Annotated in this window: 13 protein-coding genes; 2 read left to right on the top strand and 11 right to left on the bottom strand. The window is 43.8% G+C overall.

Going from position 1 to position 13,776, the window contains the following annotated elements; all coding sequences use genetic code 11:
* The first annotated feature begins 26 nt into the window (after positions 1–26).
* Positions 27–1,520: an RHS repeat domain-containing protein gene (locus CFX1CAM_RS04545; protein WP_087861874.1), complete on the top strand. Its 1,494-nt coding sequence runs from the start codon at positions 27–29 to the stop codon at positions 1,518–1,520.
* A complete protein-coding gene (locus tag CFX1CAM_RS04540; protein WP_087861873.1) occupies positions 1,517–2,725 on the top strand; it encodes an NHL repeat-containing protein in 1,209 nt (402 codons plus the stop codon). Before CFX1CAM_RS04545 ends, CFX1CAM_RS04540 begins: the two co-directional genes overlap by 4 nt.
* Before the next feature lie 877 nt (positions 2,726–3,602).
* On the opposite strand, the gene CFX1CAM_RS04535 is transcribed toward CFX1CAM_RS04540, so the two are convergent.
* The 11 genes from CFX1CAM_RS04535 to CFX1CAM_RS04480 form a co-directional block, all read right to left on the bottom strand.
* A complete protein-coding gene (locus CFX1CAM_RS04535; RefSeq protein WP_087861872.1) occupies positions 3,603–5,366 on the bottom strand; it encodes a VirD4-like conjugal transfer protein, CD1115 family in 1,764 nt (587 codons plus the stop codon).
* The gene (locus tag CFX1CAM_RS04530; protein WP_157891697.1) at positions 5,363–5,863 is read right to left on the bottom strand and encodes a PcfB family protein; all 501 of its coding nucleotides are present in this window, start codon (positions 5,861–5,863) and stop codon (positions 5,363–5,365) included. The genes CFX1CAM_RS04535 and CFX1CAM_RS04530 overlap by 4 nt, the downstream gene beginning before the upstream one ends.
* Before the next feature lie 2 nt (positions 5,864–5,865).
* Positions 5,866–6,810 carry a DUF6017 domain-containing protein gene (locus tag CFX1CAM_RS04525; protein ID WP_197687158.1) on the bottom strand — a complete coding sequence of 315 codons (945 nt, stop codon included), beginning with the start codon at positions 6,808–6,810 and terminating at the stop codon, positions 5,866–5,868.
* 286 nt (positions 6,811–7,096) lie between these two features.
* The gene (locus tag CFX1CAM_RS04515) at positions 7,097–7,309 is read right to left on the bottom strand and encodes a hypothetical protein (RefSeq protein ID WP_087861868.1); all 213 of its coding nucleotides are present in this window, start codon (positions 7,307–7,309) and stop codon (positions 7,097–7,099) included.
* Between the two features lie 75 nt (positions 7,310–7,384).
* Positions 7,385–8,218 (bottom strand): CRISPR system precrRNA processing endoribonuclease RAMP protein Cas6, encoded by an 834-nt coding sequence (gene cas6 / locus CFX1CAM_RS04510; RefSeq protein WP_087861867.1) that lies wholly within the window; start codon positions 8,216–8,218, stop codon positions 7,385–7,387.
* A gap of 80 nt (positions 8,219–8,298) precedes the next feature.
* On the bottom strand, positions 8,299–8,718 hold the full coding sequence (locus CFX1CAM_RS04505) for a hypothetical protein (RefSeq protein ID WP_087861866.1): 420 nt from the start codon (positions 8,716–8,718) through the stop codon (positions 8,299–8,301).
* 23 nt (positions 8,719–8,741) lie between these two features.
* Positions 8,742–9,125, bottom strand: a complete 384-nt coding sequence (csx15, locus tag CFX1CAM_RS04500) for a CRISPR-associated protein Csx15 (RefSeq protein WP_087861865.1) — start codon at positions 9,123–9,125, stop codon at positions 8,742–8,744.
* Positions 9,122–9,514, bottom strand: a complete 393-nt coding sequence (locus tag CFX1CAM_RS04495; RefSeq protein WP_087861864.1) for a hypothetical protein — start codon at positions 9,512–9,514, stop codon at positions 9,122–9,124. The genes csx15 and CFX1CAM_RS04495 overlap by 4 nt, the downstream gene beginning before the upstream one ends.
* Positions 9,511–11,799: a TIGR03986 family type III CRISPR-associated RAMP protein gene (locus CFX1CAM_RS04490; protein ID WP_087861863.1), complete on the bottom strand. Its 2,289-nt coding sequence runs from the start codon at positions 11,797–11,799 to the stop codon at positions 9,511–9,513. Before CFX1CAM_RS04490 ends, CFX1CAM_RS04495 begins: the two co-directional genes overlap by 4 nt.
* A 3-nt stretch (positions 11,800–11,802) precedes the next feature.
* Complete coding sequence (gene csx19 / locus CFX1CAM_RS04485; RefSeq protein ID WP_087861862.1) at positions 11,803–12,369, bottom strand: type III-D CRISPR-associated protein Csx19; 567 nt, start codon at positions 12,367–12,369, stop codon at positions 11,803–11,805.
* A gap of 6 nt (positions 12,370–12,375) precedes the next feature.
* Positions 12,376–13,773, bottom strand: coding sequence for an RAMP superfamily CRISPR-associated protein (locus CFX1CAM_RS04480; protein ID WP_087861861.1), 1,398 nt, complete (start codon positions 13,771–13,773; stop codon positions 12,376–12,378).
* Positions 13,774–13,776: the final 3 nt, after the last annotated feature.

The raw sequence follows: 13,776 nt of genomic DNA, 5'->3' as shown, positions 1-13,776 counted from the left end.
ATTTGGATGGAAATAGTAAAGCTATAATGAAAAGAATCAGACTCAAGACAGGAGATATATTACTAATTCCCTTATCCGATTCACAAGCTGCTCTTGGGCATCTGAAGAATCATTCAGCAGTCAATGAATATCACTATTACTTTTTTCAACCTCATGTTGTGGAGACAGACGGAGCCAACAGCTATGCCTATGACCAAAACGGTAATATGACCAGCCGGACGGTTGAAGGGGTTGAGTGGGCATACAACTACAATGCCGAAAACCAGCTGACCAGGATAGAAAAGAACAGCCAGCTTGTAAGCGAGTATGGCTATGATGGCGATGGGAAGCGGGTCTGGGCAATCGATTATGAGAGCTCAGTCGCACAGAAAGAGACCATCTACATTGGGAACTACTTTGAGTTTGTGAGAGAAGATGAGGCTGCGGGGCAAGGTGAGGGTGGGGAATGTACGGGCACCTATTGTACCTACCTTCCGATGATATTCCAAATGCCACGCGGGATATCGTATTATTACGCTGACGGGCAGCGAATTGCGATGAAAGATAAAAATGGGGTGGTGAGCTATCTGTATGGCGATCAGTTGGGCAGCGTCAGTGCGGTGGCGGATGCGAACGGAAACCTGGTCAGCACAACCCTCTACGAACCCTGGGGCACCACCAGATATGAGAATGGGGATGACATAACCGACTATGGCTACACCGGGCAGATGCAAGAAGGCGACATTTACTTCTACAATGCCCGCTGGTACGACCCGCAGCTGGGGCGTTTCATGCAAGCCGACACGCTTGTGCCCTTGCAGGTTCAAGGCACCCAGGCGTTTGACCGTTATGCTTACGTCAACAACAACCCGTTACGATACACCGACCCAAGCGGGAATCGGGCATGCGATGATTATTATGGAAACGGGTGTAACGTAATCTCACCCCCCTCACCGAACCCAATCTTCAATATTTCTGTTTGCGGACTTGGCGACTCGGCATTGTTCTGTGGTCAGACCGGAGCCGATGTGCCACTGTCGCCTTACATCTCCTGGAGTGGACAACACCACTCATTTTACGTTCAGGGATCGACAAAAGCAGATACCAGTGCGAGTGTTGTTGATTATCTTCGAACGTTACCCACAAAAACAAAAATTCGATTTATTGGGCACAGTGCAGGGGCTGATGCCATTATATTAACCTTTCATAGTTTGTTGAAAATGAACATGATAGGTAATTTGGATATTGCAGGCGTCGTGTTACTAGATCCGACATTAACCGCCAATTATTATTTTGAACCGGGTAGCAATATGTCAACTTACTTTAATGAGATGATAGGTTCAGAGATAAGAACGTTTGTTGCTATCACTACAGGCTATGATAGTGAAGGAAGGATAATTCCTAGTATTAATACCGTGGAATTACTATCGTATGGTAATTATACCTTTGAAAGAGATGTTCCTTTAACACATGCAGAACTTGCTTTGTCTGCAGACATTGCAGAACGTGCAGAAAGATGGATTTTGGAAGGTGTAAAATGAAAATAGTTAATAATGCCAGCAAACTAATTCTTACCACCTTAATAATTAGTCTGGTCTCATGTGGGGTCTCTAAGCCTTTTCAGGAATTCGATTTGAAAAGTAGCTTCACCGAAATGATGACGGAAACCGAAAATCTCGAGGTTTGTCTACCTCCAATTATTAAATCTTCGTTACCTTTGGGGGAGAATGTGACATTATCTTTGGAAGAACTTGAAAGTTCAATTGCCACATTACCACCTTTGGCCTGGGAAAAAGCAGAGGAACTTCCTTTCCCGGAGAATAGTGATCCTAGAATCGAATTAATTAATCCGAGGTCCCGAAGCTTAACCTTATGGTTTCGAGTTCAAGAGCAGTCGACTATAAGTTTCTGGACATATTCATTAGAAACTCAAAAATGGAATGCGGTCGCATCACCCAGCAAGGTAGACCATTATTTTTTTGATAGCGAATCGCAGTTATGGTTTATCGTTGAAGGGAATGTTGAGCTGCAGTTTTATAAGATAGATCAAGCAGAAAACAAATTGAAAGAAATGTTAATCATCGATGCCTCAAAGTTAAATAATAGAATTCTAGACTTTGCTTACTCTCCAGATCATTCATTGTGGGTGATTATGAGCAATCCGACAACACTTAATCAGATTCTAGTAAATCTCGATTTACAAACCGGAAAGGTAACAGATCATGTAACACTAAGTGAATATATTATCGGTGTGGATACTGATGAAAAAGGGAATGTCTTTTCACTTAATAACAAAGGAGTGGTTGAAAGATTTAACCCTAAGGCAAAAACCGTTTCTTATACATATCTTTCACCAAAGAGTAGTTATTGGAATGCTGGAGAAACAGAGTTCTTTTTTACTGAAACTGGGCAAGTTTATTTGAATGATCTTGCTTGGTTTGAGAATGACGATTATTCCTCTAATTTGCATCTGATATTCCGATCCACGGTTTTTGTTACACAAACTGACGACGGTAGTGGAAGTTTCGTTTGGGAGAGTCCGGAACCACAGGCAGAAACGGAGGATGGGCGGATTTGGTATAAGTCAATGAGGGGACTTGCCTGGCATCAGCCCGAAACAGGAGAATGGTGCATGTTTACGTCTGCAAAGAGCAATATTGTCAAAGACAGCCAGGGAAATCTGTGGATTATCTATGACAATGCCCTATATATGCTGCCAGCTTCAGAAACGAGTAAGCAGGAATGAGAGAACAGTTTTAGATGATCACGGTAACAGGGTGGTACGGGTAGATGAAGACTATGCTGATAGTCAGCGATTTGCCATGAATATTGTTAACGAAACATTTTTCCTATTTGGCGACCAACTGGGCAGTACCAGCGGTGTCATGAATGCCAGGTGGCCGCAGGTCAGTGTAGCGCAGCGGAGGGGATTCGACCCCTAACTCGGGCGTTTTAGGCAGCCTTAGGAATCAAAGAGGTTTTCGTCACTAACTGATAATTCATATATCGATGATAGCTTCGTGGGTATTCTCGAAAAAAACCATTCACTTTTGGGGAGATAGCGGTTCCTCTTGTCCTTGTATCTGCTTTTGCAGGACTTGAAGTCCATCGTATGCCCTAAGTATTCCCGCTTTTTGAGGATAGAACAAATTGTGGAGCTATTCCATCTGAACAGGTTTTCAAAGACCTTGTGTTGGTGCAAAACTGAACCTTTTTTGCCAAGTTAAACCCAGGTATTTCGACTTATTCCTCTTCCAAAATTATACTGATCCGGCAGGGACCATAGCTTTCCTTGGTGAGTTGTAAGATTCGCTTCACAACAGCAGCAGCTTCATCATCAACCATCCATTGGTTCTTATCTTCAGGAGATTTGAGATATCCATAAGGTGGGCAACTGGATGTATGTATCCATGCCAAGCCCCTTGCATTGTAGACTTCCTTGATTTTCTTGCTGTACTGGTTGAGATAGAACTCATTTATTACCTCCCGAAAAGGCGTGGAATCATCTTCTTCTCTGTAATCGTAACCATTACTTGTTCATGTATCCGTTAACGGAACCGTGTAAGGATTCTTGGTGGGGTGCCACAAGCAGTGATTTTTTTCCGTTTTGAAAGCCTTAATCTTTATTGATTAGAAATACCGATTTCATAAAGCTCTGCTTTTTGATCGTTTTCTAGCTGCATGCGTTTGCCAACATCTTTATTAATATTAAATACTAACTCTGGATCTGCATCCGAAAGAAATCTGTAGTTCGGATGTTTTGTAATATCGTACTTATCCGATAGAAACGGACGCTCGCCCCGGAGCTGTAAGATGCACTTGGAATTATCCAACACCGCCAGTTCATCCTGGGTCATTAATTCCTTCCCCATTCTTTGATGGCTAATCCCATGTGATTTCTCTCGCCCTCGGTTCTCGGAAGTGTTGTCCAGGTCAATCGTCTCTTTTCCCAATAATTCAGAGATTTCCTTGAGCGTGGTTCTCTCCTTCCCACCTAAAAAGAGCATACTGTCACAGTTGCCCACGATCGTCTCGGCATGATCTTTATAAAGCGCCTTAAGCTGACTTTGGGCTTGCAGAACGATACAGGCAGAGATCTCACGACTGCGGATTGTGGCAATCAAGCGTTCGAAGCGTGGGATTTGACCGATATTGGGGAACTCATCCAAGAGACAGCGCACATGGATGGGCAGCCTGCCACCATAAACGTCATCGGCTTTATCACAAAGCAGATTGAACAACTGAGTGTAGAGCAAGGCAGCGACAAAATTGAAGGTATCATCCGTGTCACTGATGATCACAAAGAGCGCAGATAACCGATCTCCTAATAAGTCCAGGTCCATCTCATCGTAACTCATCAGCTCCCGCAATTCGTAGATGTCAAAAGGAGCCAAACGCGCGCCACAAGAAATCAGGATCGACTTGGCGGTCTTCCCAGCAGCCAGTTTGTATTTCTTGTACTGCCTTACAGCAAAGTGGTCAGGGGCCTTTTCTTCCAGCTCATCAAAGAGCTCATCCACAGGATTTTTGAAGCTCTCATCATCCTCACGGGCTTCAGAAGCATCGATCATCTCCAGCAAAGTTGTGAAGTTTTGTTCACGTTCTCGAGCTTCATACCAGATATACCCAATCAGAGCAGAGTAATAGAGACGTTCCGCTTTGATCCAGAAGTCTTCACCCGCTTTTTCACCTTCCCCCTTGGTATTGATGATGATCGCGTTGACTAATTTGAGAATGTCTTTCTCTGAATGGATATAAGCGAAAGGATTGTAGTGCATGCTGCGTTTGAAGTTGATCGTATTAAGCACCCGGATTTGGTATCCGTTGCGTTTGAGCATCGTGCCACATTCGGTGAGAATGGTACCCTTTGGATCGGTGACGACATAACTTGAGTGCATTTGCATCAGATTGGGCTTGACGAAGAAGCGGGTCTTTCCTGATCCTGAGCCACCGATCACCAGCACATTTTTGTTACGGGCTCTTTTCGGATCTTTTGGACGGCTCTCCATGGTGAGAGACTCCCTTTTGGTCAGGATGATATTATTTCTGGGGTTCTTGTCAATATATGGAGCGATATCTCTGGCAGTTCCCCAACGAGCCGATCCGTATTCAACGCCCTTACGATATTTCTTGCGGTTTTGACTTCTGATAACCACAATCAGCTTCAACAACCCTGCTGCTATGAGCCCAATCAGCAGGTCCTGAAGCTTGAAGGATAACCAAGGATGCTGGGCGATGAAGGACAAATTGGCAAAGCTGGTAATGACCTTGTCGATGAAGTCACCACCTTGGAGCAGGCGAAAGATTTGAGCTAATTTGTTTCCCAGGTAGAAAGGGATCAGATAGGTCAGGTTGAAAGCTAATTCTTTATTGAATCGGTTTTTCATCGAACTATTTCTTTTCTCTGAACTTTTTCTGGGATTTTGGTAGCTCTGTCTTTATGTTGCTGTCTTAACTGCTGAAGCTTATCCCGAAGGGAAGGGCGTTCCTGCACTTTCAATCGCTTTTTGACAAACTCACTGAAGGCAGTTTGGAGGACATCTGTATCTCTACCTCTGAAAAAAACCAGGTAGTGCGGGGGAGTCTTGTCTCGCTCTTTCTTGATGGCATATTCAATTCCATAGCGTCTGGCGATTCTTTCGAAATCATGGATGTGCTCATCGTGAATCTCAATGTTGGCAAGCCCTGATCTTTCCTTCATCATCTCCCTGATCGTCATGCGACCTTTGTATGCTGGATGAAGTGCTTTATCTCTGGCATTCAGTTGCCTTCTTTGGCGTTCTTGGGCAAGGTACTTTTCGATGGCTTGTAAGAAAACCTTCCCGGTCATCTTGCCAGTTTGAATGATGAAAGCCATGCTTTTTTGGGATACTTCTTCCTGCATGATCACCATCCTTGTTTGGGGTTACCGTACAGGTCATGATTTACTTTGGCCTGGTAATAGCTGTTGATCGTTTTGCTGGCGTTATAGAGTGCAGACAACAGAAAAGCCCTGATATTCTTCACATCACTTGAGTTATCCCTCATCGCGTCCAAAACGTACTCGACATGCATTGAGTTCAGACTTAGGAGCCGCTCCCTGACTCTTTCGGCAGGTATCTGCGAGCTGTTGATACGAAAATACTTTGAACCTGAACATGCTGTCTCGACTAAGATCTCAAGGATTTCAGGAATCGAGTCAGGGTATCTTTGCATCATGATTTCATAGTCAATATTTTTCTTGAAAACATCCCGATATTCCATCCATCGATCCATCTCATTTTCTTTTTCAATCGCGTGCGAATTCTTTGATGGATAGATTGATCGATTAGATTCATTCTTCTCAGTCTCATTAACCTCAGTCTTATTAAGATCAGTATTAATTAACTCCTTTTTTGGGAAGTCTTGACTTCCTTTTTCGGGAACTCTTGACTTCCCTTTTTCGGAAGTCATAACTTCCTCTTTTGGGAAGTCTTTGATCTCTTCACTGACCAAAAAGTTCATAACATAGATTCTGTTTGGTCTTCCCATCCCTTGCTTTACTCGCTCAATTAGCCCAATTCCTTTAATGCTATCCAGTTCCGCCAGCAACCTGACTGCCTTGTTGTGTCCACAATTCATCAGTTCCTGGATTTCGGTAAGTGTGAAGTAGATAAAGACACGGTCCTGATCATCTTTCCATTCATTTGAGACAGACAAACTCATTCGATCCAACATCAGACCATATAGCACCTTTGCGGCACTGGACAGGTCAGCAAAGGTGGAATCAGTGAACAGTCTTTTAGGGATACGATAGAAGGTGAACTGTTCGGCCTGCTTGCCATAGTAATAATCAAATTGATGTGATTTCAACAACTCATCCTCCAGATCGCAGGAAACATAAAAAGAACATTAAACAGCTTTTTACACTGTAATGATCTCCGAAAATTGGCTGTTTTGGGTGGGTTCTGCTTCGGTCAAAGAATCATCAAAAAACGTATTCCCACAACCGAGATCAACAACCACTCTCACAAGAAGATGGTTCTTAATGACCTTGTTTCTGTAGTTTTCCCCTTCAGGGACGAAATAAATCTTATGAATAAAGTGCTTAAAACGAATGATTTCTACGAAGTTACTCGTTGAGTTCTTCGTAGTACTGTCATAGTCTCGACATGGGTCGATTCGGGTAATAGGTATTGGTTGAAACTTGCTCAATCAGGCGTTCGATATTCGCCTCCCAATTGCGCCGCCAGCGGGGAATGCTAATTTCATCGGGTCCTGGCGCGCCTTTCTTGCTTTGTACATCCTCCCAGGCTGTGATTAAATTTGCCCTCGAGAGGATACGTTCTCTATAGCTGTGCTCATTTCGCATCAATTCAACTCCCGATATTCATCCGCGCTCTCGGTAGCGGGATTACAAAATCATGAACGATGGCTAATTTTGTCTTCACTGGACCCAACATTGCCCAAATCCGCTGGCGGTCTCCTTTCCCACACCGGCAAACAGCGCGTAGCGGGCCAGGACGTGCGCAAACACCCAATACGGCGATTGCGGATCGGCGCTGATATAGGTAACCGTTCCGACGGCGCCCTGGCGCTGATATTTCCCACCCACCCCCGTCAGTTCAAGCGCCTGGTCATCAACACGGATCGATTGATCGACATATTCCATGAACTCGGCGCCAGGCGCCCTCAGGCTTGAAAATAATTTCCAGCGTTCAAATAGCGAGCCGAAAACCAGCGCAGGTTTTGGCTCATATTGAAAGCCGCCGGTATCGGTGCTTTTAAAAAATGTGGCAGATCCCAGGCGGAAGGTGATTCGCTCATTCAGCGAGGCTGCATTTCTGGCGGTGCTGTTAAACAAGCATTCATACGAGGAAGTCTGTGCCAGCTTATGCTGCAATTGTTGAACATAGATCCCCACGATCCTCATCTGCAAGCCCGAAAGGTTGAGCTGGCTGCCCGGAGACAGGGGCCTCCCGGGCTGTGTGGTGCTGATGAGCGCCCGGGCGCATTCTTCATTGAGTGCTGTAAAGCGCAAGAAGTACCTGCCTTCCGCAGCCGACGACGCACCGATCTCCCCTGCGAGATACAGGCTGGAAGCGGTATACGCGCGGCGCAGGTTATCCACGTGCATGGACTGTGAGAGCCTGGGAGAAAATACCTGCCGGACAGCCTTCAGCAGGATTGCCTGAGACGCCCAACCATACCAGGATTTATTTTGAATTTGCCCCGGAAACCGTGGTGTTAATTCCAGCACCGAAGAGAGCAAGCTGTTCATACTCAGTGTCGTTTATAAAGAAACAGGTGAGAGATGACTATCTTTAATAAACGTCAAATATAAAAACCTACGTAAAATCATCAATGATTAGACATATTTTTCTTTTCAACAGCAAACTGATCTGATTCATATTCAGTACAATCAATTTCAAACGTCATATCGCCTGAACCTGTCCTGACAGCATTCATCCGAGTAAAAAATTCATCCTTATTTGAGAATTCCAGTTGAAATCTCGAGCGTTCTAATCCTTGAATCTTGGGTAGCATACCTATCCAGCCTAAAATCTCTGCACGAGATATTTCTTCTCTTCGCATCTCACCATTTAAATCAATGTAGTTTTTAGTATCTGGATTAATCAATCTAACCTTAATTTTTTGGTTGAGACGTTCCAATTCCAGCTTTTGGTTCTTTTGGATCTTTCTTGTGTTAATCCAAGCTGCTACTGCCGCGAAAAAGCTGAAGATACCAATGAAATCGGCAATATAACTAAAAATTTCCATGGATGACTCCTTTCTAAGGGATATTATCGACGATCCTCTCTCGCTTTGTCTCGTAAAGACCGTAAGTCAATGATTTCGGCGACTTCAAACATCGGAAGGTTGCTATCGGACACGGGACGCATACGAACAATGCTTGGGAAATGCCCCATTCGACCATGTAATTCTGCCAACAGGGTCACAGCGGCTGGACTGAAACCAGGTGGGATGACCAGTATCGGTTTGGTTTGCCAATCTTCAGGAGATAATCCAATTGAATCAATGAGAACGGTTATCTGCTCAGGAAATGGAATATCATGCTTGAATTGAGAGGGCACTGTAAGCATCGTTTCAATGCTTTGACCGGCTAAAGCAATAATTTTCGATTCTTGTTCTTTGGTGATGGGATGTGAAAAATTAATTAAGATCATAGCCTATCCTTTCCATGTGTCAATGTGGAGGTTAACATTTCAAGCAAAGTATTTCCATCTTCTTTTAATAAGTTGGAGCCTTTCTCGCTAGATAACCGAATACTTACGATAGTACAGGCTTTCACCAGGTCCTCATTGTTTTCATTAAGTTTATGTGTGGGGATGTTAAACTTCTTGATATATGTTTCGAGCACATCCGGGCTGCAAATGCTGTTAAGCTGTTCAAAAGAACGTTTATTGGCCTTTTCTTTAATTTCATCAACTGCCAGCCCACTTTTATACCGAATAACAAATCCAATTTCGATATTTCCAGAAATATTTTTTGGGCAAACCCTGGATTTTATCCCGAATTCCTGACCCAAATTTCCCTCCAAGATATTAATAATCATCGACGGTCCTTTGAGAAATTAAGGGTACAGTAGAAAATAAAAGAATTATCCTCTGGTTCAACACGAATGCACAAGGCTTTGATTCTATTGCCCACACGATAGTTCCCACCCCTGTCTGCTAAATTTTCGGGTTTAATAACACCCAGGTTTTCACCACCATCGACTTCAAAAGTGATTTCTCCTTTTGGCGATATATCGATCACCTCCCCCCTGATCAACTCGTCGATAAAATGATTTACATCATTTTCTGGCTGATGATTGTTTGACTGGGATGCATTAAAGGTCTTTTTAACACAGCTTAAATTATAGACATCATCAACAGAACATAGCACAGGCTTGTCTTTATAATTTTCAAAACCCCTGTCTTCAGCATATCGAACATCTTCCCAATTCACACCTGGTTCACATAGAATCATACGCAGCTGTTTGATGCGCTCATGTTGATTGAAAACTTTGCCAATTTTTCCAGTCATGTAAGATTCAAATTCATCAATGAAGTCCTGAGGTTCTTTTGGGCTATAACCGCTCTGGCTAAGGTTGGAGTAGCGAGTGTTGTGATCTAAGATTTGGAGCCCATCCTCATCCAGGGTGATCTTGACGCTGCCCATGCCAATTGATTTGCCCATGCCCAACTTATGGGCGCAAGTAATGTGTTCAGTGCCAGGTAAGGTTAACGCCCAAAGTAAGGCACCGAGTTCCACGTTGCTCAGATCCTCAAAACAAATCTTTACCTGAAACTCTAGACCTGCTTTGATTGGATGAATCAATTGATCGTGAGGATTTAATTTTTTAGGAAAATCTTTGTATTTAATTTCTTCTTTCCCCAAGGTCAATACTTGATCATTTTCCTCCTTTACCTGGTGCCAGTAATACTTTTGTCCACGCAACTTGGCTTCCTCATCTGAATATTTCCATAGCTGTGCAACCTGTTCATGCTTGGTATTTTTTTTCTCGATTTTTGATGGTTGTTCAAGATAGGTCGAATAAGAGGATGGTTTCGGAGAAGCAAGCGTTCGCGGAGAAAACGGTTGATCTGAAAGGTAGGGGGATCCTTCTCCACCGAGGTATTTAGCATCCAAAAAGGATACCCGACCTTTGTAAGCGTAAGGGCGTAATTGACCGTCAACCTCAATCTGCTTATCTATAAAGCCAAAGATCGCTTCAGTCATGTCAACCTGGTTCTTATCACGATGAGACTCAGGCAGCAGCGCATAGGGCGATTTTCCGTATGGCAACCTGAAGAGGTTAGCACGGCCCAGAAAATCAATCTCACCATCTGGCTTCAATATATAGAAAATGGGTTCGCCATCACGAACAGCACCAGGCTTGCGACGTGATGATCGATCAGGCTTATCCACTGTAAAGGCATGCTTTTGCCAATCCGAAATCTGATCATCGTCTTCTAGGTTTTGAATTATGGACGTTATATTTTCACCTGATAAGGTCTCAACTCCAGGAACAGGCACAAACACATGTTCATGTTTTTTGTTTCCCATATATCCCGTAATGACAAAAGTGCCCTGTACCCAACCCGTTGGGTCATCTGGTTTTGACAACTGGAAACCCTTGGCAAATTCTGCGTCGTTGCATTGTATCCAGACTTCTTTGTTTTGGTATTCCCATTTTGGAAGGGTTCTATCCTCAAATAATTTCGATTTCAGTTGATCATTAAGCCATTTGTTTAATTTTTTCTTTAAGAAAGAGGGCAGCGTTTTTAGATTATGGCGCCAATTGATAATATCGTTTTTCTGGATTTCAGTCAGAGGCTGATCCTTATCCTTCCATTTAATGATTTCTCGTTTTAATTCTTCATCAATGCCTGGAAAAGCGCCCGCAATCAGGTGGTGATGTACCTTATACGCCTTGCAGGGCTCAATACTGAAGCCGCCGCTGGTTTTTCGGATAAAACCAGCTTCTCTACCCCTATTGATTCGATCCATATAATCGGAGCGATTTAGAATATCACGCAAATATAGATTTTTATCAGTTACTGGTTGAAGTTTGCTCCAGGTAATGACCTGCACGATACTTCGGACCATGCCCCGCAGGCTGCTGCCCGGAATGACGGGATTTTGTGAGTCGCCATGATGGAAAAAGCACCCATCATTTCCGGCAATATAAAAGGGTGAAAGTGACTTCAAAGTGCAATGGATCAGACCCGTATTCCGGATCAGACCCGTATTCCGATCCGAGTTGAAATAACGCCTATTGGGGAGTTCCTCAGCATCGAGGACGAGGTCGTCATTCAGCTTAACGAAATTATACGGTAATTTAATTGTATCCATGATTTATACACTCCCTAAAGTTTGTGGTTGTAAGTTATCGGTTAAATTCACCAGACGGTGCCAACGGATATATGCCTGGGATTGATTGTTATAATCGATGTAAGAACGGAGCGTTAAACCAATCCTCGGCTTTGCATTTTTCATTGGAACCAAGTGTTCAAGTCCCTGTTCCCCTTCAATCATACGCGTGAATGGCGAATTTTTATAAGGTTCAGCCTTGTTTCCCCACAGTATTTGAACTTGATCGAAATATTCAAGATCACGACCCTGTCCTTCAACCAGTAGGCGGCTTTCGAGCCGGTTGGCAACCCTCCAAAAGAAAAGTTCTGCAACCTCACCAAAAAATCGCGCTTGCAGCAACGTTAAAAGATCAAATTTCGGAGATGGAGCGATCCCTTCGGAAAATTCCCAAACATTATTTTCAAATTTACCCCAGATGATCCCATCCTCATGATGGAAAAGGCTATATTTTAGCTGGTGCTCGCTGCTTATCTTTGATAGTGATTCTTTAAAATCATCTGAGAAAATATCGATCTTATGTTCAATTTCAGTTATTTTGATCGTGCTCATTTGTGATCACCTCTCATCTTTGGCATTTGGTTGTAATGATTCAATTGCTGTGGTTATTAACTCGTTATCCTGTTCATCAACAGGGGTAATTTTCATCCCATTTTCGTTAGAAATACTAAACTCTTTTCCATTCCAAACCAATTCCCCTTCAATACCTTCAAAATACCCCCGCCCGATGGCGTATTCACCACCAATCGTCAGAAAGCCATCCCATAGGTCTTTCAGCAACAACAATAAGATGCCCACTTCTGGATCGGTAGGTTTGGTAATCTCAAAGTTTAAGTAAACCGTTCCATTCAATTGGGGTTTCTCATTAAATAACGCACCTTTATAGGTTCCACCAGTGAAGGGGTCAATCCTGATGCGATTCTGCAGCAGACCACTCCCACTACCTTCAATGACAGCCTCATGGACGATCAACCGGCTACCTGCCAGGCGTCCGCTGGTGTCTGGGTTTTCAGATCCGAACAATTGGTTAACCAGGTCCTCACCCGCTGTAATTGAATGTAATTTCAAAGCAGCAATTCGTCTGGCTTGTGCCCGGAGAGCACCGGCAATCGATGTGCCCGGAATCATTGGGTGACCATGAATGTTTGTCATATGCACCATGTCAGGTTGTTCCGGGTCAGTTGGATAGGAGCGAATCATGAGTGTTTTGTTAACCCCAAATTTTGCAGATATCCTCAGGGTTTCTTCAAAAGGTATTTCAGGCTCATGCGAAAAGCCTAATTTTTCCCATAAGAGGGTTCCCGGCTCAGGTGATGTTCGGTCATCCTTCAACCAGCGAAGGATGTCTTTCTTTTCTTGCATAAGATATCGCTGCACAGTCCAATCTTGCACTATGCATCTCCCTAGCCCCCTGTTCTTCTTCCCACCCAAACGGATGTTACCTCGTTCTAACGCCGAAAGCCCGGCATAAAGTAACGTTTTCAGTGATTCACCATCATTTTTCGGTAGGCGAAATTCAAATTCGATATTGAATGCTGACCCGGGAGAAAGCAATTCCATATCATATAAACCCTGATAGGCTGCGGTTTGTGTGTTGGGATCTATTCTGATTCCAGGGCGAAACTCTATGCGTGATTCCACTCCTAATGCATCTTCAACAAATAGCCAGCTGCGTGTGGTTGTGTTCCCAGAAACATCCCCAAAAAGCAGGCGAACTTTTTCCTGGTTCAACCCCTCCGCATCAGAGGAGGGAAAGGTTTTCATCAGGTAACTGCGAAGCGCACCTGCAAGCGAACTGCCTGGCAGCAAGGGAGGGCCATCCTGTTCATCACGCAGGATGACAAAATCAGCTAAACCATCAGTTTCATTAGACTGGAGAATAGCCGGGGTTGTAAACACAAGCTTGCCAGAAATAATCAAACGCTCTTGTATTCCTGAAAAATTCTTCTGGTACAATTC

Source organism: Brevefilum fermentans (assembly GCF_900184705.1).
GTDB lineage: Bacteria > Chloroflexota > Anaerolineae > Anaerolineales > Anaerolineaceae > Brevifilum > Brevifilum fermentans.
The sequence above is the reverse complement of the archived record's forward strand: the minus strand, read 5'-3'. Positions and strand labels throughout refer to the sequence as shown.

Excerpts from the sequence above, each read along its gene's own strand:
- CFX1CAM_RS04545 (WP_087861874.1), top strand. The coding sequence starts at position 27 with ATGAAAAGAATCAGACTCAAGACAGGAGATATATTACTAATTCCCTTA.
- CFX1CAM_RS04540 (WP_087861873.1), top strand. The coding sequence starts at position 1,517 with ATGAAAATAGTTAATAATGCCAGCAAACTAATTCTTACCACCTTAATA.
- CFX1CAM_RS04535 (WP_087861872.1), bottom strand. The coding sequence starts at position 5,366 with ATGAAAAACCGATTCAATAAAGAATTAGCTTTCAACCTGACCTATCTG.
- CFX1CAM_RS04530 (WP_157891697.1), bottom strand. The coding sequence starts at position 5,863 with ATGCAGGAAGAAGTATCCCAAAAAAGCATGGCTTTCATCATTCAAACT.
- CFX1CAM_RS04515 (WP_087861868.1), bottom strand. The coding sequence starts at position 7,309 with ATGCGAAATGAGCACAGCTATAGAGAACGTATCCTCTCGAGGGCAAAT.
- cas6 (WP_087861867.1), bottom strand. The coding sequence starts at position 8,218 with ATGAACAGCTTGCTCTCTTCGGTGCTGGAATTAACACCACGGTTTCCG.
- CFX1CAM_RS04505 (WP_087861866.1), bottom strand. The coding sequence starts at position 8,718 with ATGGAAATTTTTAGTTATATTGCCGATTTCATTGGTATCTTCAGCTTT.
- csx15 (WP_087861865.1), bottom strand. The coding sequence starts at position 9,125 with ATGATCTTAATTAATTTTTCACATCCCATCACCAAAGAACAAGAATCG.
- CFX1CAM_RS04495 (WP_087861864.1), bottom strand. The coding sequence starts at position 9,514 with ATGATTATTAATATCTTGGAGGGAAATTTGGGTCAGGAATTCGGGATA.
- CFX1CAM_RS04490 (WP_087861863.1), bottom strand. The coding sequence starts at position 11,799 with ATGGATACAATTAAATTACCGTATAATTTCGTTAAGCTGAATGACGAC.
- csx19 (WP_087861862.1), bottom strand. The coding sequence starts at position 12,369 with ATGAGCACGATCAAAATAACTGAAATTGAACATAAGATCGATATTTTC.